Raw genomic sequence first — 26,428 nt, 5'->3', positions numbered from 1 at the left:
AGAATGCTGATTATTGGACCTCCCGGTTCCGGAAAAGGAACGCAGGCGGAGCGGATTTCAGAACGCCTTGGCGTTGTGGCCATCTCCACCGGCGACATCTTCCGCGCCAACGTGAAGGGCGAAACCCCGCTCGGCATCGAGGCGAAGAAGTACATGGACAACGGTGACTTCGTGCCGGACAGCGTGACCAACAAGATGGTCCGCGACCGGCTGGGCGAATCCGACGTCGAAAACGGCTTCCTGCTGGACGGCTACCCGCGCACCACCGCGCAGGTGGACTATCTTGACGAGATCCTCGCCGACGGCGACGAGAAGCTCGACGTGGTGCTGCAGCTGACGGCCGACGACGAGGAACTGGTTCACCGCCTCCTGGGCCGGGCCAAGGAAACGGGCCGGAGCGACGACAACGAAGCCGTCATCCGCCACCGCCTTGACCTCTACCACGAGCAGACGGAGGCCGTAGTGGCGAAGTATGCCGAGCGTGGCATCCTGACCCAGGTGGACGGGATCGGTCCCATCGACGAAGTAACCAACCGCGTGATGCAGGCCATCAAGGCCGCACAGGCAGCCTGACCCAAGGCGCCACGGTTATCGAGGCTCCTCCCGGAATCCGGGAGGAGCCTCAGCCATTTGAAAGGACACACCATGGCCTTCGGCCAACCCCGCATCGAATTCAAGAACAACGCCCAGATGCGCACCATGCATGAAGCAGGACTGGTCCTCAGCCGCGCGCTGGACGCCGCCGTCGCCGCCGCGGTGCCCGGTGTCACCACCAAGCACCTGGACGACGTCTTTGCAGCGGTCCTCAACGAAGCGGGCGCGAAATCCAACTTCCTGGGCTACCACGGCTTCCCGGCCGCCATCTGCACGTCCGTGAACGAGGAAGTGGTCCACGGTATCCCGGGCAGCCGGGTCCTGCAGGACGGTGACATCATTTCCATCGACGGCGGGGCAATCGTCAACGGTTGGCACTCCGATTCCGCGCGGTCCGTGATCGTGGGCACAGCGGATCCGGAAGACCAGCGGCTCTCCGACGTCACCGAGGCAGCCATGTGGCGTGGCATCGCGGCGCTGGCTACGGGAAGCCATGTGGGCGATATCGGTGCCGCCATCGACGATTACGTCTCTTCCGTTCCGGGCAAGCCCCTGGGCATCCTGGAGGACTACGTTGGCCACGGCATCGGCTCCGAGATGCACATGGCCCCGGACGTGTTGAACTACCGCACCAACCACCGGGGACCGAAGATCAAGCCGGGCCTGTGCCTTGCCATCGAACCCATGCTGGTCCGTGGCGGCATCGACACCGCGGTCCTGGAGGACGACTGGACCGTGGTCACCACCGACGGCAAGCGGTCCTGCCAGTGGGAGCATTCGGTTGCTGTGCACGAGAAGGGCATCTGGGTGCTTTCGGCCCCCGACGGCGGCGCGGAGCACCTGGTGCCGCTGGGCGTCACACCCGTCCCCATCCCTTAGCCCGACCCGCCAAGAGCGGTACGACGCGTGTCTTCCTCAGCGACACACAAAAGCCCTGGCGAACCCAAAACGGCGTTCGCCAGGGCTTTCGCGTGTCGAAAAGCGCTAAGCCTTCAGCTTCGGCTTCACATCCCGGTCGTAGATTCCCTGCAGGGTGCTCTTCAGGTCCGTCATGGAGGACTTGACCTCGCCCTGCTGGGTGAGGATCTTCGCGGCAGCCTTGGCCATCTCCTGGTCTGCGCCCGGCAGGAACACCCGGGCGTTGTCCTGGACCTTCGTGACGGCCAGTTGGTCCATTGCCGTTTTGATCTGCGGCGTCTTGGCCAGGACCGCCGTCATGTCGGCAGACTTGCGGGTGGGCATGTAGCCGGTGGCGGCAGAGAACTCCGCGGTGCTCTCCGGCTGCGTGATGAACTTCAGGAACGTACCCGCGGCCAGCTGTTCCTCCTTGGTGATCCCGCTCGGAATGCCCAGGCCGGCGCCGCCGGTGGGGCATACGTTGGACTGCGCCTTCGGGCCGCCCGGCAGGAAGCCTACGCCCACATTGAACTTGGCGGACTTCAGGATTCCCAGCAGCGAGCCGGTGGAGGAAATAGTGGTGGAGGTCAGGCCGGCGGAGAAATCGTCAGCGGCTTCCTTGGAGGAGACGCCCGCCCACTTGTCCTTGTAGATCGAGTCCTGGGCCCACTGCAGCGCCGCCACGGACTCGGTTGAGTCGCACGTGATGTCCCATTCGTTGGACCAGCCGCCGCCCCAGCCCCACAGCATGTTCTGCAGCGTCCACCCCGCATAGCCGGCCAGGGCCGGGTAGATGTAGGCGTACTGGGCGCCGGAGCTCGCCTTCAGCTTGGGTGCCCATTCCCCGAACTCGTCCCAGGTCTTGGGGGCGCGGTCGGGCAGGCCCGCGGCGGCGAAGTGATCCTTGTTGTAGTAGAACAGGGGCGTTGAGCGGCCGTAGGGGAGGGCCCACTGCTTGCCGTCGTATTTGTAGTCGTCCACCAAGGACTTCTGGAAATCGTCCATCTTCATGTCCAGCTGCTTGGTGAGGCTGTCGACGGGGATGATGCTGCCGTTGGTGTAATAGCGGAACCACCAGACGTCGGACAGGACCACGACGCCGGGGAGGCCCGACTTGGCCGCCTGCGCGGTCTGGAATTTCTGGGCGATCTCCTCATAGTTGGCGCCGGCCGTAACCAGGTTGACCGTGATGTCCGGGTTCTGGGCGTGGAATTTGTCGATCAGGCTCTTTTCGACGTCCTGGGACTGGCCAGGGTGGCTGGACCAGAAGTCGATCTTGGCCGCAGGCTTTACCCCGCTGAAGTCGATGTCGGCCGCTTGGGACGTGGCCTGGCCGCCGCCGGTGGTGGAGGGTCCGCCGCATGCTGCCAGGGCGGCCGCGGAGGCGGTAGCCCCTGCCAGGCCCAGGAAATGCCTCCGGTCCAGATGCAATGCCATGAGAGTTCCTTTCGGTTGTTGCCTTGTGGAAGGTGGAAGTTCGACGGCGGCCGGCAGCTTAGCCGGTCACGCTGCCTTGGGTGAGGCCCGCCACGATGTAGCGCTGCAGGGCCGCGAAGATGATCAGGATGGGCACGATGACCAGGACGGCGCCGGCCATGAGCACGCCCCAGCCGGCGGCGTTGCTCTCACTGTTTTGCAACAGCGTCAGGCCCACCGGGAGGGTCATGGTCTCCGGCCGGTCTGTGATGATCAGCGGCCAGATGTAGTCGTTCCATTCGGTCACGATGGTCACCAGTGCCACCGTGGCAATGGAGGGGACCGAGACCGGAACCACGATCTGCCACAGCCGGCGCCAGTGCCCGGCCCCGTCCATTTCCGCCGATTCCAGGATGGAGGCGGGCAGGGTCCGGAAGTGTTGGCGCAGCAGGAAGGTACCGAACGCGGTGCCGAGGCCCGGCAGGATGATGCCCCACAGGGTGTTCTTTCCGCCTATCCCGGCGATCAGGATGAAGTTGGGCAGGATGGAGACCTGCGGCGGCACCATGAGGGCCACCAGGATCAACAGGAAGATGAAGTTCCGGAACGGGAAGCGGACAAAGACCAGCGCGTACGCCGTCAGGATCGCGAGCAGCACCTTGATGGTGGCCCCCGCCAGGGTAACGATGGTGCTGTTCAGGAAGAACTGTCCAAACGGGACGGTGGTCATGGCGGTCCGATAGTTCTCCAGGTTCAGGCTCTCCGGGAGGATCTTCAGGTCCGTGGTGACAATCTCGCCGGAGGACTTGAAGGAGCTGAGGACCATCCAGAGCAGGGGCAGGAACACCACCAGGGTGGCAATGAGCAGCGGCAGGTAGCCGCCAACAATCGTCTGGACAAGGTTTCGGCGCGAAAAGGGGCGGTCGGGGCGGAGGGCCGGATCCGGCGTCGACACCGCCGGGGCCGCCGGGTCCGGGTTGACCGGTGATAGGGACGTCACGAGTAGTGCACCTTTCGTTCCACGAAGCGCAGCTGCAGCACGGTGATCACCAGGAGGATGGCAAACAGCACCACGGAAATGGCTGCCGAATAGCCGGCCCGGTTGTACGCCCCGAACGCTTGGAGGTAGGCCTCGTAGATCAGGGTGCTGGTGCCGGCGCCCAGCGGCGTCATGATGCGGATGAGGTCAAAGGCCTGCAACGAGCTGAGCATGGTGGTGATGAGGAGGAAGAACGTGGTGGGGGACAACAGCGGCAGCGAGATGCTCAGGAAACGCCGGAACCCGTTCGCACCGTCGAGGGATGCAGCTTCCATGACGTCCTTCGGCAGGGACTGCAGCCCGGCAAGGTACACCACGGCGCAATAGCCAAGGTTCTTCCAGACGTACACCAGGATCACCATGACCAGCGACAACTGGGGGTCGTTGATCCACTGTGGGCTCTGCTGGCCGATGCCGCGCAGCAGCCAGGCGAGGACGCCGTAGCCGGGGTCGAAGATGAACAGCCACACCAGGCCTACGCCCACGCCGGAGAGCACGTAGGGCGCAAACACGGCGGACCGGGCAAACGTGGTGCCACGGATCTTCCCGTTCAGCGCCACCGCCACCAGCAGGCCCAGCAGCATGGATCCGCCCACCGTCACCACGGTGAACACGGCGGTGGTCCCCAGGACCTTGGGGGCGTCATTGCTGGTGAAGAAGGTGGCGTAGTTGGCCAGGCCCACGACGGTGGCGGTGGGGGAACCCAGCGTCCAGTCCAGCGTGGAGTAGTACATGTTGCTGATCAGCGGACGGTAGGTGAAGACGGCAATCAGCACCAGGTTGGGCAGCGCCATGGCAAGGAAAACAAAGAAGTCCCGGCGGTTCCTTGCGGTCCACCGCCGGTGCGGAATTTTCGCTGCGGGTCCTGGCGGCCGCTTGGGCTTGGCGGACGGATGCGGGGCGAGTTGACGGGTCATGCGTGTCTCTCCCGGGTCGGGAGCCTGCTCGTGGCGGGCACTGGCTGAATCTAGGGACTAACTACACCAGACCGTCAGTGGGCTGAAGCCCGCATTTGCCCTTCTCGAAGGACTGTTATCCGAGGCTTCGTCGCCCGTTAACGCTGTGTTGGATGCAGTCTCGCATAAAGTTTGCCCTTGCGGCAGGGGCGCGCCCGCGACGTGGAGAATAGGGGCATGGGAACCATTGCAGACGTCCCGGGCGTCCGGGTAGGCCACTACCAGCGGACCGGCGATGGCTGGCTGACCGGAGTCACGGTGGTCCTGCCGCCGCCGGGCACCAAGGGGTCGGTGGACGTCCAGGGCGGCGGCCCCGCCACCCACGAAACGGATGCGCTCGACCCCACCACGCTGGTCAGCACCGTGGATGCGGTGGTCTTGGCCGGTGGCAGCGCCTACGGGCTTGCCGCCGCCGCCGGCGCCCAAGCCTGGTGCGAGGCCAACGGCCGCGGGTTCGCCGTGCCCGGGGGAGTCGTGCCCATCGTTCCGGCAGCCGCGATCTTCGACCTTGGCAGGGGCGGCGACTTCGCCGCACGGCCGACGTCGGACATGGGCTTCGCGGCAGCCGCCGCCGCGTCGGCTCAACCGGAAGGGCACGACGTCGAGCGCGGCAACGTCGGTGCCGGCACCGGAGCCCTCATCGGCAGGGGACAGTTCAAAGGTGGCGTGGGAACAGCATCGGTCATGCTGGAGAACGGCGTAGTTGTGGGTGCGCTGGCCATAGTCAACGCACTCGGGCTCCCCGTGGGTGGGCTTGTCGAGAACCGAACCCTGGATTCCGACAGGCTCCATCACCGGGAGGACAAGCCGGGACGTCCGGCGCCGTTGAACACCACCCTGGTCGTCGTGGCCACCAATGCCGTGCTGGATGCGGCGGAGTGCAAGCGCACGGCATCTGCCTCACACGCCGGGATTGCCCGGGCCCTGAATCCGAGCCACACCCTCGCCGACGGGGATACCGTATTCTGCCTCGCAACCGGCACCCTGGCGCTGGACCGCACGGACGAAGCCGCCCGGCAAACCAGCCTCATTTCGCTGCAAAGCGCGGCAGCCGACGTCGTCCGCCTGGCCGTCCTGGACGGCGTGGCCAGCGCAGAGGCCGTGACCACTCCTGCGGGTGCGTATGGTGCATACGGCGACCGGATGCGCTAGCATGGCTGGATTTAACTTTCGCCGCCAGATGGCGTAGTGTTGTCTGTTGGTTGTCTGGACTGCCGCGCCCTTTTGGGCTTGGAGATGGCAATCGATCCAACAAAAACGTTCGTAGTTATGTCCGGTGCAATCCGGCGGGGCTGCGGCAACAACAGTTAGCGGAGGGTATGGCCAAGAAGGACGGGGTCATTGAGATCGAAGGCGTTGTGACCGAGGCGCTGCCTAACGCGATGTTTCGCGTTGAGCTCACCAACAAGCACATCGTTCTGGCACACATCTCTGGAAAGATGCGTCAGCACTACATCCGGATCCTCCCCGAGGACCGCGTAGTGGTGGAGCTGAGCCCGTACGACCTCACCCGTGGTCGTATCGTCTACCGCTACAAGTAAATTGCTGGGCAGCTGCAGCGCATGCTGACTGCTGCTCCAGCTGACCAACTGTTACACGCAAAGGAACGCCATGAAGGTCAAGCCGAGCGTCAAGCAGATCTGCGAAAAGTGCAAAGTGATCCGCCGTAACGGCCGGGTCATGGTGATCTGCGAGAACCCGCGCCACAAGCAGCGCCAGGGCTAATTTCCTTCCCTGAAGGAAATCCTGGGTTGCTAACCCACGCAAGTAAATAAAGGCAGCACAAGCTGATCTGGAACATTGAGCTCGAAAGAGTCCGGACAGCTAACCCCCGGTCGGAGGCTGGGGCCGTACGGAATGTGCGGGTGTACTGCCTACGACCTCCGGTTTATCAAGGAGTACTGCCACTATGGCTCGTCTCGCTGGCGTAGACATTCCCCGCGAAAAGCGGCTGGAAATTGCGCTTACTTACATCTACGGCGTGGGCAAGACCCGTGCACACGAAACCCTGGCTGCCACGGGCATCAGCGCTGACGTTCGCGTCAAGGACCTGACTGACGCCCAGCTGGTTGAGCTGCGTGACTACATTGAAGGCAACTACAAGGTTGAGGGTGACCTTCGCCGCGAAGTAGCAGCAGATATCCGCCGCAAGGTTGAAATCGGCAGCTACGAAGGCCTGCGCCACCGCAAGGGCCTGCCCGTACGCGGTCAGCGTACGAAGACCAACGCACGTACCCGCAAGGGCCCGAAGCGTACCGTCGCCGGCAAGAAGAAGGCCCGTTAAAATCCCCGCTCGGGATTTACGGACTTTCCCCAATAACTTTCTGTAGGAGAAAAAATGCCCCCGAAGACTCGTGGCGCGGTTCGCAAGCCGCGTAAGAAGGACAAGAAGAATATCGCGCTTGGCCAGGCGCACATCAAGAGCACCTTTAACAACACCATCGTTTCCATCACGGATCCCTCCGGTGCTGTTATTTCCTGGGCTTCCTCTGGCGAGGTTGGCTTCAAGGGCTCGCGCAAGTCCACCCCGTTCGCTGCCCAGATGGCTGCCGAAGCCGCTGCCAAGCGTGCGCAGGAGCACGGCATGCGCAAGGTTGACGTTTTCGTCAAGGGACCGGGTTCCGGGCGCGAAACCGCAATCCGTTCGCTGCAGGCCGCAGGCCTCGAGGTTGGCTCCATCCAGGACGTCACCCCCGCAGCGCACAACGGCTGCCGCCCGCCGAAGCGCCGCCGCGTCTAATTCTTTTCCGCAGCAGGAGCTTGCCCGGACCAGTGATGGCCCGGGCAAGCCCAGCGCGTTAAGTCTTCAGACCGAATTTCCACCACCTGTGTTGCGTCATATAGCGGATGCTCGCCGAAAGGAAACCTAAGTGCTCATTGCACAGCGCCCCACCCTCTCCGAAGAGGTAGTCTCCGAAAACCGTTCGCGGTTCATCATCGAACCGCTGGAACCGGGCTTCGGCTACACCCTCGGAAACTCCCTCCGCCGTACCCTGCTCTCCTCCATCCCCGGTGCTGCCGTAACCAGCATCCGGATCGATGGTGTGCTGCACGAGTTCACCACGGTTCCGGGTGTCAAGGAAGATGTCACCGAGATCATCCTTAACATCAAGAGCCTGTCGGTTTCCTCCGAGCACGACGAGCCCGTCGTGGCTTACCTGCGCAAGCAGGGCCCCGGAGTCGTCACCGCCGCGGACATCGCTCCGCCGGCCGGCGTCGAATTCCACAACCCGGATCTGCACATCGCCACGCTGAACTCGAAGGGCAAGTTCGAACTTGAACTGACCATCGAGCGCGGCCGCGGCTACGTTTCGGCAGCTCAGAACAAGTCCGGCGACGCAGAGATCGGCCGTATCCCGGTCGACTCCATCTACTCGCCGGTCCTGAAGGTTACTTTCCGCGTGGAAGCAACCCGTGTTGAGCAGCGCACCGACTTCGACAAGCTGATTGTCGACGTCGAGACCAAGCAGGCCATCGCCCCGCGCGATGCCGTCGCTTCCGCAGGCACCACCCTGGTGGAACTGTTCGGTCTGGCCCGTGAGCTGAACACCGCAGCTGAAGGTATCGAGATCGGCCCGTCGCCTACCGACGCTGCCCTGGCAGCCGACATGGCACTGCCGATCGAGGATCTGGACCTCACCGTCCGTTCCTACAACTGCCTCAAGCGTGAGGGCATCCACACCGTGGGTGAACTCGTTGCCCGCTCCGAGGCCGACCTGATGGACATCCGCAACTTCGGTGCAAAGTCCATTGACGAGGTCAAGGCAAAGCTGGTTGAACTGGGCCTGTCCCTCAAGGACTCGCCTCCCGGTTTTGACCTCGCAGCACGCGCCGCAGCAATCGAAGAGGACGACGCCGCCTTCGGCGACGACGAACTCTAAACCAGACCTTGGCCGCGGGCAGCACCATGGTGTGCCGCCCACGGCTTCCACATGAGGAGAAACAATTATGCCTACCCCCACTAAGGGTCCGCGCCTCGGAGGCGGCCCGGCTCACGAGCGCCTCATGCTCGCGAACCTGGCAGCATCCCTGTTCGAGCACAAGCGGATCACCACCACGGTGACCAAGGCCAAGCGCCTGAAGCCGTACGCAGAGCGCCTGGTGACCTTCGCCAAGCGTGGCGACCTCGCTTCCCGCCGCCGCGTTCTCGGCCTGATCAGCAACAAGGGCGTCGTCCACGAGCTGTTCACCGACATCGCCCAGGCAGTGGAGAACCGTGACGGCGGCTACACCCGCATCACCAAGATCGGCAACCGCAAGGGCGACAACGCTCCCATGGCTGTCATCGAACTGGTCCTGGAGCCGGTTTCCGCCAAGCAGGCCGTAGTAGCCGAGGCTACCTCTGCCGCCAAGCGCGACGCCGACAAGAAGGAAGCTGCCGCTGCCGCTCCGGCTGCCGAAGAGGCTCCCGCCGCTGAGGAAGCTGCCGCAACCGAAGAAGCACCTGCTGCCGAGGACGCCGCAACCGAAGAGGCTCCGGCCGCTGAGGAAGCTCCGGCTGCCGAGGAGAAGGACGCGAAGTAATTCGCTGACCTGCTTCGCATAGACTTAGGTCTGTGAACCACCAAAAACCCGCGGCCCCCGTCTTAGGGGGCGGCGGGTTTTTGCGTCTCCGGCTCGATCTTTCGTACGACGGCGGTCCCTTCAGCGGGTGGGCGCTGCAGCCGGGCCTGCGGACTGTCCAGGGAGTCCTTGAGGAAGCGATCGAGCTGGTGGTGCGCCGCGCGGTCCGGGTCACCGTGGCCGGCCGTACCGATGCCGGCGTTCACGCCCGCGGCCAGGTGGTCCACCTGGACCTCACTGAAGCTGAATGGCTGGCACTGCCGCGCGGGCACGAGCTCGATCCCGCCGTCGCCCTGCTGCGCCGGCTCCGTGGCGCGCTGAACCGTGCCCTGGGCGATCTCCACGGCGCCGTCGAAGTCCATGACATCGCCCTGGCGCCTGTGGGCTTCGACGCCCGCTTCTCGGCCCTCTGGCGGCGCTACAGCTACCGGATCGCGGACGGACCAGCCCTCTGGGATCCGCTGGCACGGTACTTCACGCTGTGGCACAAGAATCCGCTGGATGTTGGCCTGCTCAACCAGGGTGCCTCGCAGCTGCTGGGCCTGCAAAATTTCCTGTCGTTCTGCAAGCCGCGCGAAGGTGCCACCACCATCAGGGAGCTGCAGCGCTTCGAGTTCGCCCGCGGTGACGACGGCGTCATCGTGGCCACCGTGCAGGCCGATGCGTTCTGCCACAACATGGTCCGGGCCTTGGTGGGTTCGGCCCTTTACGTGGGGGAGGGCACCGTGGAACCGGGCTGGCTGCACGAACGGTTGCTCCTGCAGAAACGGGACGCCAAGTCAGTTTTGGCCGCCCCGCACCCGCTGGTGCTGGAGGAAGTGGCGTACCCGTCCGACGATGATTTGCTGGCCCGCGCGGAACAGACACGGGCCCTGCGCCAACATTAGAACGACGGCGGTGGGCCCTCGGCCGGCAACGTCACCGTGAAGGTGCTGCCTTGGCCTTCGCCGCTCTGGCACGTGATGGTGCCGCCATGCCGCTCCACGATCATTCGGGTGATGGACAGGCCGAGCCCGGCACCGGGTATGGCGGCCTGACGTGCGGATTCGGCGCGGAAGAATCTGTTGAACACCCTGGCGGCGTCCTCCGCTGACATCCCCATGCCGGTGTCCTTGACGCTGAGTGAGACCCACTGGGCGTCCGCTTCGGCGCTGATGCTCACCGTGCCGCCGTCGGGCGAGTATTTGATGGCGTTGGACACCAGGTTGTCCAGTACCTGGCCGATCCGGAGCGGATCCGCGTAGGCCCAGAGCGGTGAAGGGACGTCCGCGGCGAACTCCACGTGGGACCGCTGCGCCGACGCCTGCGCCGAACCGAGGCTGGTCTCCACCAGGCTGGCGAGGTCGGTCCGTTTCGGGTGGACGTTCATGGTGGTGGATGCGGAGGCCGTCAGGTCAGCCACGAGGTCGATCATCCGCTCCGCGTTGCGCTGCACCACCAGCAGGCGTTTGGCTGCGTGCGGCGGCAGGTCGGCGACGTCGTCGAGCACCAGGTCCACGTTGCCGATGATCGAGTTCAGCGGGTTCTTGAATTCATGCGACACGTTGGACACCAGGTCCTGGTTTGCCGCCAGCGACTCGACCCAGCCCGTCACATCGCTGTACACCACCACGGCGCCGGTGAGCTTGCCGTCTTCGCTTACCAGGGGACGGGCCGCGGTGGAGACTGCCCGCTGTTGCGGGCCCTCGCCCGCCCACACCAGGTAGTCGGCAAATGATTCCCCGGCCATCGCCCGGCTGATGGGCCGCCGGTCCGGTGGAAGCAGGGTCCGCCGGTCCTGGCCGTAGATCAGCTGGTGACCCCGGCCGGGGAATTCGTCGTCGGCGCCCGTGACCCGGCGGAAGTTGCGCTGCCGGCTGTTGGAGACCAGGAAGTGGCCTGAGCGGTCGACGGCGGCTATGCCGACGTCGGTGGCGTCCAGCACCGTTTCCAGCAGCTTCTCCCGTTCCCGGCTTGCGGCCAGCAGCTCACGGAGTTCCCGGTCCTTTTCGGCGAGTTCGCGTTGCTGCAGCCGCAGGTTCACGCTCGCGAAGCGGATGGCCAGGGAAACGGCGAGCATCATGAGGGGGAAGAGGACCACGGTGGTGAGGTCCGAGGCCGTGACGGACGGGAGGTGGGTCACGGTTGGCGGGACCATGATCAGGAAAGGGCCCACAAAGCTGAGCACCAGGCTGGTCCGGGTCAGCATTCCTGAGGCGGACAGCCAGATCACCGGGAAGACCACCAGCACGGCCAGGCCAGGGAGCAGCGGTGCGGCACCGTTGCGAAGGAACCCGATGGCCGCGAAGTCCAGGACCGGGATGAGCAGGTAGGCCCGGTGCGCCAGGCGTTCCCAAGGGACCAGGAAACAGGCAAAGAACAGGATCCCGTGCAACGCAATGCCGGCCAGGTACAGGGTGCTGTGCGTGAGCGAGGGCCAGGCGAAGGGTGTGGCTATGGCAATGATGGCCACAATGACCGTGATGGGGAGTTGGCACAGCGCCACTTGGGCGCGGGTTCCCAGCCTGCGGAAGATGCGGCCGGGTCCCCGGTGGAACAATGGCTCAGCCATGTTTCTGACTCGTACCCCTTTACCTGTGGAAAGCAAAGTGCCCGGGAGGCTTTCTTTACGGCTCCCATACCGGGCAGGTACCCCTTTCCGCCCATATTGCACATGTCTTGTCATAATAATTGACTTCTCAATTTTTAGGGCTGTTGCGGATGTCATCAGCAGGGCTTACTAGTAGCGTATAAATGGTTGGAGCGGGTATGGCATTGGCGCTGGGCCAATGGGGGGCCATTTCCGCCTGGCGCAGGGATAGCAATGGACGATCTTGGTGTAGCTGTTGTCATCGAAGATGACGCCGACGTGCGGAACCTCCTTGAAGGTGTTTTGACCCAGGCGGGCTTTGAAGTGCATACAGCTGATGATGGGCGGTCCGGGGTAGAGGTGGTCCGCAGCAAGCAGGCCAACGTTGTGACTCTCGATATCGGGCTGCCGGACATTGACGGGTTCGAGGTTTTGCGGCGGATCCGGACGTTCAGCAACGCCTACGTGGTGATGTTGACGGGGAGGACTGAGGAACCGGACCTCTTGTCAGCCTTGAACACCGGGGCTGATGACTACATCGCCAAGCCGTTCAGGCCGAGGGAGCTCCGCGCACGGGTGGCGGCGATGATGCGCAGGCCACGCCAGGAGGTCAGCGGGCTGCGCCCGTCCCCTGCCGCGTGGGGCCAAGCCGCGGCTCCTGGCGCCGGGGGTGCAGAGTCCGGTGTCCTGCAGCACAACGGGCTTCGCCTGAACCACCGGACGCGCACCGTGGAAGTCAGGGGGGAACCGCTGGGCCTGACGCGCAGCGAATTCGACCTGCTCCATGTGCTGCTGAAAGGTGGCGGCGCCGTGTGTACCAGGGCTGACTTGGTGCGGGCGGTCCGCGGGGAGTTCTACGACCACGACACGTACATCAGCGAAGCGGACGAGCGGGCCGTCGAAGTCCATGTGGGAAACCTGCGGCGCAAGCTCAAGGAGGACCAGCTCGCCCCGCGCTGGCTCCAGACGGTCCGTGGGGTGGGGTACAGGCTCGCGCCCCGCCGGCCCGACGACGCCTGACCGGACCGCTACCCCTGTTCGAGGATGAAGGTTGACTGGAGCTCGGACACCGTCCGCGCGCCGTCATGGGCAACGCCGGCCATCATGGCCTGCCCCTGGACGAAGTCGCCTTGCCGGATCAGGGCTTCGAGGACCTCGGCGAGCTTGGCCAGCCGGATACCGCCCACCATTGCGGAACTGATTTTGAGGCTGATCACCGCGTCCAAGGCTGAGGCCTCGTCCTGGCTGTCCACGGCTGTTCCCAGCCGGGCCAGGCGTGTGTCCCACATGGCGGCGTAATCCCGGGCGAAGCGCCGGGCCAGTCCGGACCCTGCGAGTTCATCGTCGAGTTCATCGAGCACGGATGCATCAATGAGAGGCAAGAGAGCGGCCGCCTTCAGCGAATGGGCCGCACCTGCGGCTGGAATGGGCGGCGGCGCGATCCCGGCCGGCGGCACATCCGCAGCGGGGCTGTTTCCGCTGGAGCCGGGATCGGGATTGTGCATTGTCCAAGGCTACTTCCTGGAAATCCTTCGGTGAGCTGTTTCGGATGATTCTGTGTAAACCTTGAGGCAACCTTGCCGCCATGCTGAGCAACCCTACTGGCCAGTAAACGTGGCGATGGTATTAATGACCGCCGGCCCCAGAATGGCAATAAAGAGCACCGGAAATATAAAGAACAACAAGGGGAAAAGGATCATAACGGGCAGTTTCATGGCCTTTTCCTCGGCCCGCTGGCGCCGTTTGACGCGCATGACCTTGGCCTGGACACGCAGTACCCGGCTGATGGCGATTCCATACGTGTCGGCCTGCACCACGGCCTGCACGAAGCTGCGCAGTTCGGGAATGCTGGTCCGCTCGGCCAGGGCGATGTAGGATTCCCGGCGGCTGCGCCCCACCTGCATGTCCTGCAGGGTGCGCACCAGTTCGTCGGCAAGGGGGCCTTTGCCGTTTTCACCGGCCCGTGCCATGGCGCCTTCGAAGCCCAGCCCGGCTTCCACCGAAATGAGCATCTGGTCCAGGGTGTTGGCAAGTTCCAGCTGGATGGCCTTCTGCCGTTCCGACCCTTTGCTGTACAGCAGGAGGTCCGGGATGAAGTAGCCAAGAACCAGGATAAAGAGGCCGGCAAGCTTCATGATCGGTGAGCTGCCGATCGAGGTCAGGTACAGGCCGCCGGCCGCGCCGGCCACGCCAAGTCCGAGCTTGGACCCCAGTACCTTTCCGAGCGGCATGGATGCGGGCCGGCCGGCCAGGGCCAGGAGCCGGTCAAGGAAGGCGACGTAAGCTGGGGGAGTCAGGCGCCTGCCCAACGCCTCAAGGAGTCCCGGCCCTGTTCCGGCGGGGGCGGCGGCCGCGGGCGGTGCGCCACGCGAGAGCAGTTCGGCGGCGGCGATCCGGCCCTGCTTGTCCACGGTCAGGACGGACCAGGTTAATGCGCCCAGGGGCAGGCAGACCAGCAGGATCGAGAGTACGACGGTCAGGTTCATGGCTTCCTCAGAACTTCAGGTCGATAATCTTGCGCATCCACAGCGCGCCGATGGTCATCAGGACGAACGAGGCACCGATCATCACCCAGCCCAGGGGGTGGGTGAACATTGAATTCATGTAGTTGGGGCTGACGGCCAGCAGCATGGCCACGATGCCGAACGGCATGGCGATGAGGATGTAGGCCGAGAACTTGCCTTCGGCGGCCAATGCCTTGATGTGGCCCTTGATCTCCGCGCGCTCGCGGATGGTCTCGTTCACCTGGTCCAGCACTTCGGCCAGGTTGCCGCCCACCTCACGGTTGATCTGGATGGCCTGCGAGATCCACACAAAGTCCTCGTTCTTCATCCGTTCGGCGGTGTCGTTCAGTGCTGCCAAAAGGTCGCGGCCCAGGCTGGTCTCGGTGATCACGCGGCGCATCTCTTCCGAGGTGGGTTTTTGCGATTCCATGGCCGCGGCGTCGATGGCGCGCAGGATGCTGTGGCCGGCGCGCAGGCCGCCGGAGAGAAGTAGCAGGGTGTCGCCGAGCTGGCCATCGAACGCCGAGCGGCGCCTGCCCGCCAGGAATCCGAGGACAAGCTTGCCGGCGAACGGTGCCAGGAGCGCAAGGAGCAGCCCTGCCAGGGGTCCCACGGTGACAATGCCCACCAGCATTCCCACGCAGGCTCCGATCCCCACCAGCAGGAAGAATTCCGCCTGGCTCAGCCGCAGCCCCGCGTTCTCCAGTTCCGCCCGGGAGAAGAGTTTCACTTGCCGGCCGGCAAGCAGCCGTTCGAAGGACTTGACTCCCGAGAGGGCCAGGCGCGTCAGGGAGGACGGCGGCTGGGGTTCAAAGGGACGACGGCGGTCCAGCGGCACCGAGGGGGCGCCCGGCAGGAGGACTGCGACGCCGAGCAGGCAGATGGCCGCCAGCAGGATGACGGCTCCAATGCCGATGATCATGAGTGTTGCCCCTGCTTCGCGCCCGGTGACAGCGGACCGGCGAAAACCCCCGGCGAGACATGGATGCCAAGGTCCTCGAACCGGTCGATGAACCGGGGACGGATGCCGGTGGCTACGGGCTTGCCCATGAAGCGGCCCTGGGCGTCCACGCCTGCGGAGTAGTCGAAGACGAACGCGTCCTGGAGGGTGACGATGTCGCCTTCCATCCCCTGGACCTCGGTGACATGGGTAATGCGGCGGGACCCGTCGCGGAGCCTGGAAATCTGCACGATCAGGTTCACCGCGCAGGCGATCTGTTCACGGATGGCCCGCAGCGGAAGGTCCATGCCGGCCATCAGCACCAGGGTTTCGAGGCGGGCAACGGCGTCGCGGGGCGAGTTGGAGTGCACCGTGGACAGGGAACCGTCGTGGCCGGTGTTCATTGCCTGCAGCATGTCCAGCGATTCGCCGCCACGGACCTCGCCCACCACGATCCGGTCCGGACGCATACGGAGCGAGTTGCGGAGGAGCTCACGGATGGTCACCTCGCCCTTGCCTTCGGTATTGGGCGGCCGGCTTTCCAGCCGGACCACGTGGTCCTGCTGGATCTGCAGTTCCACGGCGTCCTCGATGGTGACGATCCGTTCATCGTGCGGCAGGAAGGAGGACAACACGTTCAGGAGGGTGGTTTTGCCCGTACCCGTGCCGCCCGAAACGATGATATTGAGCTTGGCTTTGACGCAAGCGTTGAGCAGCTCGGCCATTTCCGGGGTGAGCGTGCCGAAGTCAATGAGGTTGCGGACCGTCAACGGGGTCTTGGAGAACTTCCGGATGGTCAGCGAGGAGCCGCCCACGGCCAGCGGGGGGATGACGGCGTTGACGCGGGAGCCGTCCTCCAGGCGTGCGTCCACAAGGGGGGAAGACTCGTCGATGCGGCGGCCCACCTTGGATACGATCCGCTCGATGACTTTGCGGAGGTGTTCCTCGGAGCTGAAGCGGGATTCGGTGAGCGTCAGCTTGCCCTTCCGCTCGACGTAGATCTGATCCATCCGGTTGACCATGATTTCGGTGACGGCGGGGTCGTCCAGCAATCGCTGCAGGGGACCGTAGCCCAGCACGTCGTCGGCCACGTCGCGGACCAGGCGGGCGCGTTCCTCCGCGCTGAGCGGAACCTGCTCTGCATCGATGATGCGGGTGAGCTCATCCTTGGCGGTGCTCCGCAGTTCCTGCTCGGTGACGGCGGCGTCGTTGAAGCGGGCTCCCATGCGTTCGAACAGGGCGGTGGCCGCCCTGTCCTTCATGGCTGCGAAGACGTCCACGCCGGGTGCCTTGGGCACAAAGGAAGTGCCGGCGTCGTGCGTTGAATGCACGACGGCGGCATGGGCGGGAAGGCGTTTGTCCGTACCGTCGGCGGCGGCCGGGGCGGGCGCGGGGGCAGGGTGTGGAGGCTCCAGCAGCGCGGTACCGGCCGGTGCCGGGGGACGGCCCTGGGCCGCGTTGATGCGTTCGGAGAGTTTCATCAGATAACCACCCTTCGGTGAAGCTTCCGCTGGGCCTGCGTGCGCCATGCCGGGTTGAAGCGCTGGACGAGTTGGCGGAGGCTTTTGACGGCCGGGTCCTTCTTGGAGTCCTGGAGGACGGGGATGCCGCGGTTGGTGGACAATGCCACTGCCCGGGAGCGGGGGACGCTGACGTCCACCGGGGCGCCGATGGTGGATTCGACGTCGCGGACGTTCAGGCCGGCTTTGGCGTCGGCCATGTTCAGGACCACGTGGCGGGACTCGGGCATGATGTCCAGTTGGCGGAGGACTTCCAGGCCGGAACGGAGGCCGCGCAGGCTGGGGATGTCCATGGCGCTGACCCAGACCACGTCAGTGCATTTTTCCATGGCGGCCAGCCCGATTTCCGGCATGCCGGGGGCGGTGTCCAGCACCACGTACTGGAATTCCTGGGCCAGCTGGTCCAGCAGGTGGCTGACTTGGTCCGGGGTGATGTGGTCCGCATCCACCGGGTTGGGCGGGGCGCACAGGGCGTAGATGCCGGCCGGGTGCACGGTGAGGAAGGCCTTGAGGACCAGGGAGTCCTGGGCGGCGGCCGGGGTGACGGCGTCCGTGACGGTGTGTTCGGGGTTGAGGTACAGGCCGGAGGCGACGTCGCCGAACTGCAGGTCAAGGTCCACGATGACCACGCTCATGGGTGCCACCTGGCCCAGGCCGATGGCAATGTTGGTGGCCAGGGTGGTCTTGCCGACGCCGCCCTTGGGGGAGAAGACGCCGATGATTAGGCCCTTGCCGTCTCCCGGCTGCTGCGCCTCGGGGCCGCGGTGCCGGGTGGCGAACGACTGGCAGGCGCGTTCCAGCAGTACCCGGATTTCGGCGGCGTCCGCCAGGGGGCTGAGGATGTCGCGGATACCCGCCCGCATGGCGTGCAGCAGGCCGGCAGGGTCAACGTCGCTGACGAGGACCAGGCTGAGGCCGGGCAGCTGGACGTCGAAGACCTTGGCGAACCGGAGTGCTTCCTCGTACGTGACATCCGGGCCGATGATGAGCACCTCGGGCTGCTCCTGGTTGAGGAGGGCGAACAGTTCCGCCGGGCCCGCCGGGAGGATATCGCTGGAGATGGTCTGGACGGTGCCGCGCAGGCCGTTGGCGACGGCGGCGCGCAGCTTCTGGTCGAAGTCGCCGTTGGGGGAGAGGAGGACGAAGCGGCTCACTTGTATACCGTGTCCTTCCTGGCGATGAAGCCGCCGTTGTCCTGGGCGTCGAGGGGTTCCTTGGTGAGCCAGAGATCGCCGTTGTTTGAGGAATAGATGATCTTGGTGGCGTCGATGTCGCTGACGGCAACGGTGACCATGAACGATCCCTGCGGGAGGGTGGTGTCCTGCGGGTTGGTGCCGTCCGTGGGCTTTGCGCTTGGTTGCGGGGCACGCTGGACGGCGGTGACCAGGATTTTGCGGAGGGTGAGTTGGGTTGTGGCTTCGCCTGTCTTGGTCTTGTCGGCGCCTGCGGCGAAGCTGAATCCAATGCCAACGTGGTCTCCGGCTTCGATCCGGCCGCCCACCACGCGTTTGGCTTCCAGTTCGAAGGTGACTTCCTGCATGCCTGCGGGCACCTTAACGGAGCCGCTGGACTTTGCATCTACCGGGTCAACGAGCCGTTCGGCGAGCAACTGCTCGCCGGGAACGAGGTCTACGGCGGCGATCTTGCCGGCCTTTCCATCCAGTGAGCTCAGAGCGCTGGGTGCGATTCCCGCAGCCGGAACGTCCTCGATGACCAGCGATGCTGCCATATCGTTCACGGACGTTCCTGCCGGTACGGCTTTTTGGACGACCAGCACTTTTTGGGGACTCGTGGTTGCCATCGCACGCTGGTCGGCTCCCTGGGCGTAGACGATGATGAGGAGGGCTCCCACAAGCGCCAAGGCGACCGCAGCCGTTCCGGCAAGCATGCGAGATTTCACTTTTACTCCTGGTTTGGTGGTTCTAGACGGTAAGGCGGACGATGGTGGCGCCGTAAGGGTCCACTGGGCCGAGGGTGTAGCCGTCCGCGAGTGAGACGTAGGTGACGAACTTTCCGATGACCCCTCGGCAGTTTCCGGTGCACTGGGTTGCTGTGGTGACGCCAGTGGCTGTTGATTTGGTGCTCTGGAACTCATAAGGGAGGCCGGTGCCGCCACTGAATTTCCAACCAGTGATGTCGAAGGCCGCGAAGGCTATCAAGCTGTAAATTGCTCCGGAGCCGGTGCCGGTGATCTTGTTGAAGACGGGTAGCAGGACAATGACTTTACGTCCGGCAGTGATGTCCGCGCCCCACTTGTTCAGAGTGGAATCGCAATTACCGGGAGCGTTGTTGCCCGGGTCGCTGCCACCCTCACTCACCGCGACGTCTATGGTGGCACCGCATTTTCCGGTGTCCTGGGCCAGCCAGCCGTAGCCTCCTGCAACTGCAGCGCCCGATGGTCCATAGTTGCAGGAGGGGTTGGCGTTCTGGCCGTGGTCCTGCAGAAGCTGTAGGGATCCGTCGATGTTGCCCTTGACCTGGCAGATGGAGAAGGCCAGTGGAAAGGCTGTTCGGCCGGCTTTGGGGCTCCCCCAGGCAGCGGAGGCACTTGCGCCGACTTTGGCGGTAGGAATACCGAGGACGTCCGCGAAGAAGAGGGAGACAGAGTCTGCGGGTGCGCCGGTTTCTTTTGCCGTGGTGCTAACGGTGATCTTGCGTGCCGTTGTGTCCAAGGCGATGGAGCGGACATTGCTCATGCCGTCCAGTGCGTTCTGATTGGCGAGTGAGACGGCCAACGTGGACGTTGTGGAACACATTGGATCAGCTGAGTTGCGTGCGCATTTTTGGGCCATGCCGATGGCGGCGGCGTCCGCACCACTTTGAAGCTGTGAATGTTCCGAGTACAACACGCCGACATCGACGGCAATCGCGGCGGAGCCGAGGAGGACCACCAGCATGATGGCGACGATGACTGATATGGCACCGCGCTCGCCTGTTGTCCTGCCAACTGGTTGAGTTGCCCTTAGCCGCCGCACAACATAACTCCTTTGCCGGTCATCGCGAACGGTCCCGCGATGCCGGTAATGGTGGAGAGCGTGTATTTGATGGTGACGGTGACCTGGGTTCCGGTGCTGCACGTGCTGGGGCTCACCGTGATGGCAGAGGCGGGGATCGTGGAACTGACGGAGGCCGCCGCAGTCTGGGTTGCAGTTCTGGCGGCAGTTGGGTTGTTGTTGATCGCCATCACACGCACACCGTCTCGGGCGGCGTTGGTCAGCGTGATCTGGGCGTTGTAAGCCCTGCCGAACTCGATGGTACCCAGCACCAACATCAAGAGGAGGGGCAACAGGATGGCGAATTCGACTGCGGCTGCTCCGCGTTCCGAATCGTTTTTCACCCTGCTGCACCTCCTCCCGGAATGTCTTCGTGATGCTTACGTCTGCTGACTTTCTGACGGTTTCGCGCCGGATTACCAGCAGTTACGGCGTGGGCACAGTGGTGGTTGCCGGGTGCGCGATGTCAGTCGTGACGTTCGTAAACATCGTCTGGAGCTGGCCTCCGAGGGTGCTTACAGCGACGATGATGACGACTGCAATAAGGGCGACCATGATGCCATATTCAACTGCGGTGGCGCCCTTCTCTTCGCTGCGAAGGCGGATCATGAGGTTGGTGTAGAGAGAAAGCATTTTGACTCCTGAGCGAGACGGATTGGCTGGCCCTGCACCAGCACTGAATTGAAGTTAGCAACGGGTTTTGCCGTCTTGACCGGATCTTGCAACATCCTGCGCAAAGCCTTTCCCTGTTGCCTGCGTCCTGCGCAAATGCTGGGCTTTTACTCGGTTGGCGGTGGGATTCAGGGACGTCAACACACAAAAACGGACCCCCTCGGTTCTGGGTGCCGAGGGGGTCCGGACTATGGGCGCAAGCTGCGCTGTTGGTGGAGGGATCAGGGGATTCCCAGAGCCGAGCTCAATGTTGTCGCGAGGTTCTGGTAGTGGAGGTTCAGGGCCTGGCCAAAAGCGGTGATGCCGATAACCAGAGCCATTGCAAGGAATGCGACCAATATCCCGTATTCGGTGGCTGTCGCTCCGCGCTGGTCCATCATCAACGTACGCAGAGCTTCGGCGCGTCGGGTTATAAAACCAAGGAACCAATTCAACATGGCTGCCCCCTAAGAGAAAACTGCCATGATCTGAAGGACAGCAGGCCCCAGCAAAATGATGAAGAGCGTCGGCAGGATGAAGAAGATCAGCGGGAAGAGCATCTTGACCGGCATCTTCATGGCGTGTTCTTCGGCCATCTGCCTGCGTTTAATGCGCATGTCTTTCGCCTGTGCCTTCAACACGCCGGCGATGGCAATGCCGTAGGTATCGGCCTGTACCACGGCCCGAACGAACGTCCGCACTGCGGGAACGTCAACTCGTTCCGAGAGAGCCAGGTACGCCTCCTTGCGGGAGCGTCCTACCTGAATGTCTTGAAGAGTCCTGATTAGTTCATCCGCAAGAGGCCCCCTGCCATTCTCACCGGCACGTCCCATGGCGGTTTCGAATCCGAGGCCCGCCTGAACCGAAATCAGCATTTGATCCAAGGCATTCGGGAGCTCCAACCTGATTGCTTCCCGGCGCTTTTGGGCAAAGTTCCGCAAGAGGATGTCTGGAAGGAAATAGGCCAGTGCGACAATCACAAAGGCAATGAAGAACCTCCCGGCCGAGGGTGCGCCCATGAAGACCAGAAGGCCCAGGAGGGCGCCGCCGAAAGCCAGCATTGGCTTGATCATAAGGATCCGGGACAGCGGCCATTGTTTTGGTCGACCCGCGCCCGACAATTGTTTGTCAAGCCAGCCCTCGTAGCCGCGGGGTGTAATCCGCTTGGACAGGCTCGAGAATTGTTGGCTGATGTTGAGTGACTGTGATGCCTGCGCGGAACGGCCGCCCAGGTTGGCCTTGATGCGACGCAGGGCAGCCCGGTCGCCTGTGAACGACAACCAAACCATGCCCGAAATCGGCACGACGATGGCCAATACTGCTGCTAATGCGATGGGTTGCATGTCATCCCCCTAGTACTTCGGTTTGATGATGCGGCTGAGCCAGAGCCCGCCAACGGACAAGAGGATGATCGCCGCACCCAACATCGCGAATCCGACGAATGTCGTGGTAAACACCCGCGAGTAGGTTGGGTTGAACAGCACGAGGCCGATGAACATCAGGATCGGCAGGGCCATGAGGACCAATGCCGAGATACGCCCTTCTGCGCTGAGTGCCCTGACCTGGCCTTTAACTTGGTTTCGGTCGCGGATGGTCTCACCCACGTGGTCCAGGACTTCTGCCAGGTCCCCACCAACTTCGCGGTGGATCTCAATGGCTTGTGCTATCCAGTAAAAGTCCTCGCTTGCTGTCCTCCGGGAGACATCCGCCATCGATTCACCCAAATCGCGCCCGATCCTGGTTTCGTTGACGATTCGGGTGAGCTCCGCCGCCATCGGTCCATCATTTTCCTGCGCTGCTGCGTCGATAGCCCTCAAGAGGCTGTGGCCCGCCCGGAGACCGCCGGAGAACATTTGCAGCGTGTCCGGAACCTGTGCGTCGAAGGCCTTTCTGCGCCGGGAGATAAGGAAGTTTAGGCCCAGATAAAGGAGGAAAGGCGTGACAACCAGGGCCAGGATGCTCATGCCGATGCCGCCGAGGAGGAATGCCGCCACCGTTGACACCAAAGTGACTGTTCCGGCGATCAGGAGGTAATCCCCAGGCTCTTTGTTAAGGCCTGCCTGCTCCAACTTTTCGCGGTTGAAGATCGACGTAGGGCGCTTCTTCAGGCCGCGGTTCAGGGCGCCGACGGCTTGATTGGTCAGGCGTGTCAGGTTGGAGGATTGTTGCGCGATCTCGGGGCGTCGCCTGGAAAGGGGGACGCCTGGGCGTCCCTTCCAAACGAATACGAAAAGCAGGGCGAGCGACGTGTAGACCAGGAACAGGCCCGTCATGAAGAGGGCAACTGGCACAGACGGCGTCATGGCTATCTACCTCGGCCCGTTTCAGCGCCAAAGATGTGCGGCGAAACGTGGATGCCAAGGTCCGCGAACCGGTCCGTGAACCGTGGCCGAACACCAGTTGGCACTGGCTTACCAAGGAACCTTCCGTTCGAGTCGACTCCCGCAGCAAAATCGAAGATAAACGCATCCTGGAGGGTGACGATATCGCCCTCCATGCCCTGAACCTCGGTGATGTGCGTCACGCGTCGGGTGCCGTCCCTCAGCCTGGAGATATGAACAATAAGGTTCACCGCGGAGGCCACCTGCTCGCGTACAGCGCGGAGCGGCAGATCCATCCCGGCCATCAATACCAGGGTCTCAAGGCGGGCTATGGCATCGCGGGGGGAATTGGCGTGGACTGTGGAGAGGGAGCCGTCGTGGCCGGTGTTCATGGCCTGCAACATGTCAAGGCATTCGCCGCCGCGGACTTCGCCGACTACTATGCGATCGGGCCGCATGCGGAGCGAGTTTCGCACGAGGTCGCGAATGGCGATCTCGCCTTTTCCTTCAATGTTCGCCGGCCGGCTTTCCAGCCTCACCACATGGTCCTGCTGAAGCTGGAGTTCCACCGCGTCCTCAATCGTGACGATGCGGTCCGATGCGGGAATGAAGGAAGACAAGGCATTGAGAAGCGTCGTCTTGCCGGTGCCTGTACCGCCGGAAACGATGATGTTCATCCTGGCCAGGACGCAGGCTTGAAGCAATTCGGCCATCTCGGGGGAGAGGCTGCCGAAGGCAATGAGCTTTTGTACCGTGAGGGCATCACCGCCGAACTTTCGGATAGTCAGCGCGGGGCCGTTGACAGCAAGCGGCGGGATGATGGCGTTGACGCGCGATCCGTCCGCGAGACGTGCATCCACGAGAGGAGAGGACTCGTCGATGCGGCGTCCAACCTTCGACACGATGCGCTCGATCACCCTCCTCAGTGCGTCGTCGGAGGCGAACTTGGTGTCTGTCAACGTCAACTTGCCGGCCCGTTCCACATAAACCTGGTCGAAACGATTGACCATCACTTCGGTGACGGACGGATCGTCCAGGAACCGCTGGATTGGACCATGGCCAAGGACGTCATCAATGATTTCGCGGATAAGGCGTTGGCGCTCGGACGAAGTCAGCGGAACCTGTTCCTCGTCGACGACGAGCTTCAACTCGTCCTTGACGAATTGGTGGAGCTCGCTCTCTTCGAGGGAAGAGTCAGTGATGCGGGCACCAAGCCGCTCGTAGAGGGCCGTACTGGCGCGCTCTTTGAGTGCGCTCAGCGCGCCACTCGCCGCAGCCGCAGTGGGGCTCAGCTCGATGACTTCGGCCGCTTGCGCTGTTTCGGCGGTCTTGACGTCGTGGATGCGGCCCAACGTGGCTGGTTCAGCAGCGTCCTTGGCCAACACGAACGGATCGTGCTTTTCGTCGACGACTGCCAAGCTCGGCTCGGTGCCGCGTGCCTTTTCAAGCCTGCGTGAGAGGTTCACTGGACTACCGCCCTTCTGTGCAACTTCTTGTGGGGTCTTGCTTCCCAGTTGGGTTCGAACCGCTTCACCAGTTGTCGGAGACCTTTTTGCGCGGGATCCCGGCTGCCGTCCTGCAGGAGCGGGATCCCCTTATTGGTTGAGAACGGAAGGGTCCGCGAGCGGGGGAGCACCACATCCACCGGGGCCCCGATGGTGGCTTCAACATCCTGGAGCGTCAGCCCGCTGCGGCGGTCCGCCATGTTGAGGACCACGTGGCGGACTTCCGGCAAGAGGTTCAGTTCGGAGAGGATCTGGTTTCCGGAGCGAAGGCCCCGGATGCTCGGAACATCCATGCCGCAGATCCAAACGGCGTCCGAAGCCAGGTCAAGAGTCGCCAGTACATGTTCGCCGAGCCCCGGCGCCGTATCCACGACGACGTACTGGAACTCCTGCCGCAGCTGGGTAAGCAGGTGGCTGACGTTTTCTCCCGTGATCCGGTCCATTTCCACCGGGTTCTTTGGGGCGCACAGGGCATAAATGCCGGCAGGGTGCACGGTCAAATACGTCTTGAGGACCATGGAGTCCTGGCTCGCGGCACCCACAACGGCGTCCGTGATGGTGTGGTCAGGTTCCAGCATCAGCCCGCTGGCGACGTCTCCAAACTGCAGGTCCAGGTCCACGATGACCACCCCCATTGGGGCGATCTTTCCCAGCCCCACGGCCAGGTTCGTCGCCACGGTAGTCTTGCCTACCCCTCCCTTGGGTGAGATGACGGCGATGATCCGGCCCCCCGCGGCGTGCTCATGATGTTCGGAGCTGCTTGGGGACAGGCCGCGCCGCCGTCCGGCGGAGGCAAGGCTTGCCCGCTCGACGATGATTCGGATGTGGTCAACTTCTGCGGCCGGATCCAAGAGATCCCGGATGCCCGCCCGCATGGCCTGGATTGCCACTTCGGAAGATTCATCGGTCACCAGGATCATGCTGATCTCCGGATACTGCAGATCCATGACCGCGGCGAACTTCAAGGTCTCGTCGGCCGGGAGCCCGGGCCCGAGGACGAAAACTTCCGGCGGTTCGCCGAGGAGCTGCGTCAGGACTTCCTCGGGACCTTGGGGAAGATAGTCAGCCTGGAAGTATTGAAGGGTTCCCGGCATGGCTGCCGTGGCCAGACGGACTTTGCGCTCGAACTCCGTGTTTGGAGTGATCAGGACAAAGCGGCTCATCGGAATACCTTCGTCTTGTCCACGACACCGGTGGTGCCTTCCGTAGCCCCGGTGGGCTCTTTCGACATGTAGATCTTGCCGAATTCTGCTGCGTAAACGAGGCGTTCGGCGTCAACCGAGTTGCGGGCGACTGTGATCAGGTAGTTTCCGTCGCTTTGAGTATTGCTCCCGGAGTTGAGGGATCCTTCCGACTTTTGGGTCGAATCCTGCTGGGCCGGGCTGCCGTTGCTCAACTGGGTGGCAGTGACAAGTACTTTGTGGAAGGTCAGCTGGGTGCCCGCAGACTGCGTAGCCGTCTGCCCTGCCCCGTTGGTGGATGATTCGGTGAGGGAGATGAAGATGCCCACCGTGTCGCCGGCGGAGATCTTTCCGCCAACTACGCGTTCGATGGGGAGCTTGAGGGAGATCTCCTGCATTCCATCGGGAACGGCGACTCGTGACGGTCCTAGGAATGATTCCTTTTCCACCAGTCGGCTCGACAGCAGTTGCTCACCGGGAACCAGGGCAACGGCTGTGACCTTCGAGCCCAGGGAGTTCAGGTCGGTCACGCTGTCAGCGGTGAGCGCTGACTTGGGGAGCGGCTTCTTGGCTACCGACCCTCCCAAATCGTTGACTGCTGTCCCCGCTGGAACGGCGGACTGAACCACAAACACTTCCGATGTTTCGGTTCCGGCCATGGCACGGGCATCCGCGCTCTGTACGTATGTAATAAGAAGGACGGTGCCGGTTATCGCGATGACTAGCGCGGCGATGCCTCCCAGTAGGCGTGCTTTCACTTTCTTCCCCTTTAGGTGATT

At 63.5% G+C, this 26,428-nt stretch carries 30 protein-coding genes; 11 read left to right on the top strand and 19 right to left on the bottom strand.

Annotation, left to right across the window (positions count from 1 at the left end):
* Positions 1-3: 3 nt before the first annotated feature.
* Both QRM96_RS07965 and map read left to right on the top strand, forming a co-directional pair.
* Positions 4-573, top strand: coding sequence for an adenylate kinase (locus QRM96_RS07965; RefSeq protein ID WP_018760442.1), 570 nt, complete (start codon positions 4-6; stop codon positions 571-573).
* 72 nt (positions 574-645) lie between these two features.
* Entirely contained in the window at positions 646-1,473 is an 828-nt protein-coding gene (gene map / locus QRM96_RS07960) for a type I methionyl aminopeptidase (protein ID WP_285319139.1), read from the top strand.
* A gap of 105 nt (positions 1,474-1,578) precedes the next feature.
* Here the strand turns inward: map and QRM96_RS07955 are convergent, their stop codons facing one another.
* From QRM96_RS07955 to QRM96_RS07945, 3 genes are read right to left on the bottom strand one after another with little or no spacing between them, the layout of a single operon-like run.
* Complete coding sequence (locus tag QRM96_RS07955; RefSeq protein ID WP_285319137.1) at positions 1,579-2,928, bottom strand: ABC transporter substrate-binding protein; 1,350 nt, start codon at positions 2,926-2,928, stop codon at positions 1,579-1,581.
* Between the two features lie 58 nt (positions 2,929-2,986).
* On the bottom strand, positions 2,987-3,907 hold the full coding sequence (locus QRM96_RS07950) for a carbohydrate ABC transporter permease (RefSeq protein ID WP_018760439.1): 921 nt from the start codon (positions 3,905-3,907) through the stop codon (positions 2,987-2,989).
* On the bottom strand, positions 3,904-4,863 hold the full coding sequence (locus tag QRM96_RS07945) for a carbohydrate ABC transporter permease (RefSeq protein ID WP_208294349.1): 960 nt from the start codon (positions 4,861-4,863) through the stop codon (positions 3,904-3,906). Before QRM96_RS07945 ends, QRM96_RS07950 begins: the two co-directional genes overlap by 4 nt.
* 216 nt (positions 4,864-5,079) lie before the next feature.
* Here QRM96_RS07945 and QRM96_RS07940 point away from each other — a divergent pair, with 216 nt between their 5' ends.
* From QRM96_RS07940 to QRM96_RS07905, 8 genes are all read left to right on the top strand, one after another.
* Positions 5,080-6,054 carry a P1 family peptidase gene (locus tag QRM96_RS07940; protein ID WP_208294348.1) on the top strand — a complete coding sequence of 325 codons (975 nt, stop codon included), beginning with the start codon at positions 5,080-5,082 and terminating at the stop codon, positions 6,052-6,054.
* A gap of 167 nt (positions 6,055-6,221) precedes the next feature.
* The gene (gene infA / locus QRM96_RS07935) at positions 6,222-6,443 is read left to right on the top strand and encodes a translation initiation factor IF-1 (protein ID WP_009358723.1); all 222 of its coding nucleotides are present in this window, start codon (positions 6,222-6,224) and stop codon (positions 6,441-6,443) included.
* Positions 6,444-6,513: 70 nt separating this feature from the next.
* On the top strand, positions 6,514-6,627 hold the full coding sequence (gene rpmJ / locus QRM96_RS07930; protein WP_009358722.1) for a 50S ribosomal protein L36: 114 nt from the start codon (positions 6,514-6,516) through the stop codon (positions 6,625-6,627).
* A 184-nt stretch (positions 6,628-6,811) separates the two neighbouring features.
* The gene (rpsM, locus tag QRM96_RS07925; RefSeq protein WP_003803743.1) at positions 6,812-7,186 is read left to right on the top strand and encodes a 30S ribosomal protein S13; all 375 of its coding nucleotides are present in this window, start codon (positions 6,812-6,814) and stop codon (positions 7,184-7,186) included.
* 54 nt (positions 7,187-7,240) lie between these two features.
* Positions 7,241-7,642: a 30S ribosomal protein S11 gene (rpsK, locus tag QRM96_RS07920; RefSeq protein WP_018760435.1), complete on the top strand. Its 402-nt coding sequence runs from the start codon at positions 7,241-7,243 to the stop codon at positions 7,640-7,642.
* Positions 7,643-7,772: 130 nt separating this feature from the next.
* The gene (locus QRM96_RS07915; RefSeq protein ID WP_013601812.1) at positions 7,773-8,783 is read left to right on the top strand and encodes a DNA-directed RNA polymerase subunit alpha; all 1,011 of its coding nucleotides are present in this window, start codon (positions 7,773-7,775) and stop codon (positions 8,781-8,783) included.
* A gap of 67 nt (positions 8,784-8,850) precedes the next feature.
* Entirely contained in the window at positions 8,851-9,426 is a 576-nt protein-coding gene (gene rplQ, locus QRM96_RS07910) for a 50S ribosomal protein L17 (protein ID WP_109044358.1), read from the top strand.
* 32 nt (positions 9,427-9,458) lie between these two features.
* On the top strand, positions 9,459-10,352 hold the full coding sequence (locus QRM96_RS07905) for a tRNA pseudouridine synthase A (RefSeq protein ID WP_285319134.1): 894 nt from the start codon (positions 9,459-9,461) through the stop codon (positions 10,350-10,352).
* Here the strand turns inward: QRM96_RS07905 and QRM96_RS07900 are convergent.
* Positions 10,349-12,016, bottom strand: a complete 1,668-nt coding sequence (locus QRM96_RS07900) for a sensor histidine kinase (RefSeq protein WP_285319132.1) — start codon at positions 12,014-12,016, stop codon at positions 10,349-10,351. The two genes, QRM96_RS07905 and QRM96_RS07900, sit on opposite strands and share 4 nt — an antisense overlap.
* A 252-nt stretch (positions 12,017-12,268) precedes the next feature.
* On the opposite strand from QRM96_RS07900, the gene QRM96_RS07895 reads away from it, so the two are divergent.
* A complete protein-coding gene (locus QRM96_RS07895) occupies positions 12,269-13,054 on the top strand; it encodes a response regulator transcription factor (protein WP_285319131.1) in 786 nt (261 codons plus the stop codon).
* A gap of 8 nt (positions 13,055-13,062) precedes the next feature.
* Here QRM96_RS07895 and QRM96_RS07890 read toward each other — a convergent pair whose 3' ends face one another.
* From QRM96_RS07890 to cpaB (QRM96_RS07820), 15 genes are all read right to left on the bottom strand, one after another.
* Positions 13,063-13,539 carry an Hpt domain-containing protein gene (locus tag QRM96_RS07890; RefSeq protein WP_285319130.1) on the bottom strand — a complete coding sequence of 159 codons (477 nt, stop codon included), beginning with the start codon at positions 13,537-13,539 and terminating at the stop codon, positions 13,063-13,065.
* A gap of 93 nt (positions 13,540-13,632) precedes the next feature.
* A complete protein-coding gene (locus QRM96_RS07885) occupies positions 13,633-14,520 on the bottom strand; it encodes a type II secretion system F family protein (RefSeq protein ID WP_285319129.1) in 888 nt (295 codons plus the stop codon).
* A gap of 7 nt (positions 14,521-14,527) precedes the next feature.
* Positions 14,528-15,460 (bottom strand): type II secretion system F family protein, encoded by a 933-nt coding sequence (locus QRM96_RS07880; RefSeq protein WP_285319127.1) that lies wholly within the window; start codon positions 15,458-15,460, stop codon positions 14,528-14,530.
* Positions 15,457-16,959, bottom strand: a complete 1,503-nt coding sequence (locus QRM96_RS07875; RefSeq protein WP_285319125.1) for a TadA family conjugal transfer-associated ATPase — start codon at positions 16,957-16,959, stop codon at positions 15,457-15,459. The genes QRM96_RS07880 and QRM96_RS07875 overlap by 4 nt, the downstream gene beginning before the upstream one ends.
* The gene (locus QRM96_RS07870; RefSeq protein WP_285319124.1) at positions 16,959-18,152 is read right to left on the bottom strand and encodes a CpaE/TadZ family protein; all 1,194 of its coding nucleotides are present in this window, start codon (positions 18,150-18,152) and stop codon (positions 16,959-16,961) included. Before QRM96_RS07870 ends, QRM96_RS07875 begins: the two co-directional genes overlap by 1 nt.
* On the bottom strand, positions 18,149-18,898 hold the full coding sequence (cpaB, locus tag QRM96_RS07865; protein ID WP_285319123.1) for a Flp pilus assembly protein CpaB: 750 nt from the start codon (positions 18,896-18,898) through the stop codon (positions 18,149-18,151). The genes QRM96_RS07870 and cpaB (QRM96_RS07865) overlap by 4 nt, the downstream gene beginning before the upstream one ends.
* Before the next feature lie 22 nt (positions 18,899-18,920).
* On the bottom strand, positions 18,921-19,973 hold the full coding sequence (locus QRM96_RS07860) for a pilus assembly protein TadG-related protein (RefSeq protein WP_285319122.1): 1,053 nt from the start codon (positions 19,971-19,973) through the stop codon (positions 18,921-18,923).
* Complete coding sequence (locus tag QRM96_RS07855) at positions 19,961-20,335, bottom strand: TadE/TadG family type IV pilus assembly protein (RefSeq protein WP_285319120.1); 375 nt, start codon at positions 20,333-20,335, stop codon at positions 19,961-19,963. The genes QRM96_RS07860 and QRM96_RS07855 overlap by 13 nt, the downstream gene beginning before the upstream one ends.
* Before the next feature lie 82 nt (positions 20,336-20,417).
* Positions 20,418-20,624, bottom strand: coding sequence for a Flp family type IVb pilin (locus tag QRM96_RS07850; protein WP_285319118.1), 207 nt, complete (start codon positions 20,622-20,624; stop codon positions 20,418-20,420).
* Between the two features lie 260 nt (positions 20,625-20,884).
* The gene (locus QRM96_RS07845) at positions 20,885-21,100 is read right to left on the bottom strand and encodes a Flp family type IVb pilin (RefSeq protein WP_018760421.1); all 216 of its coding nucleotides are present in this window, start codon (positions 21,098-21,100) and stop codon (positions 20,885-20,887) included.
* Positions 21,101-21,109: 9 nt separating this feature from the next.
* Positions 21,110-21,985 (bottom strand): type II secretion system F family protein, encoded by an 876-nt coding sequence (locus QRM96_RS07840; RefSeq protein ID WP_018760420.1) that lies wholly within the window; start codon positions 21,983-21,985, stop codon positions 21,110-21,112.
* 9 nt (positions 21,986-21,994) lie between these two features.
* Positions 21,995-22,945 carry a type II secretion system F family protein gene (locus tag QRM96_RS07835; RefSeq protein ID WP_018760419.1) on the bottom strand — a complete coding sequence of 317 codons (951 nt, stop codon included), beginning with the start codon at positions 22,943-22,945 and terminating at the stop codon, positions 21,995-21,997.
* Between the two features lie 2 nt (positions 22,946-22,947).
* Positions 22,948-24,429 (bottom strand): TadA family conjugal transfer-associated ATPase, encoded by a 1,482-nt coding sequence (locus QRM96_RS07830; protein WP_285319114.1) that lies wholly within the window; start codon positions 24,427-24,429, stop codon positions 22,948-22,950.
* Positions 24,426-25,631 carry a CpaE/TadZ family protein gene (locus QRM96_RS07825; RefSeq protein WP_285319113.1) on the bottom strand — a complete coding sequence of 402 codons (1,206 nt, stop codon included), beginning with the start codon at positions 25,629-25,631 and terminating at the stop codon, positions 24,426-24,428. The genes QRM96_RS07830 and QRM96_RS07825 overlap by 4 nt, the downstream gene beginning before the upstream one ends.
* Positions 25,628-26,407 carry a Flp pilus assembly protein CpaB gene (gene cpaB / locus QRM96_RS07820; protein WP_285319112.1) on the bottom strand — a complete coding sequence of 260 codons (780 nt, stop codon included), beginning with the start codon at positions 26,405-26,407 and terminating at the stop codon, positions 25,628-25,630. Before cpaB (QRM96_RS07820) ends, QRM96_RS07825 begins: the two co-directional genes overlap by 4 nt.
* Between the last annotated feature and the right edge of the window lie 21 nt (positions 26,408-26,428).

Origin of the sequence: Pseudarthrobacter sp. lyk4-40-TYG-27, assembly GCF_030209295.1 — a bacterium.
Taxonomy (GTDB): domain Bacteria; phylum Actinomycetota; class Actinomycetes; order Actinomycetales; family Micrococcaceae; genus Arthrobacter.
This window is presented reverse-complemented; position numbering and strand designations above follow the sequence as displayed.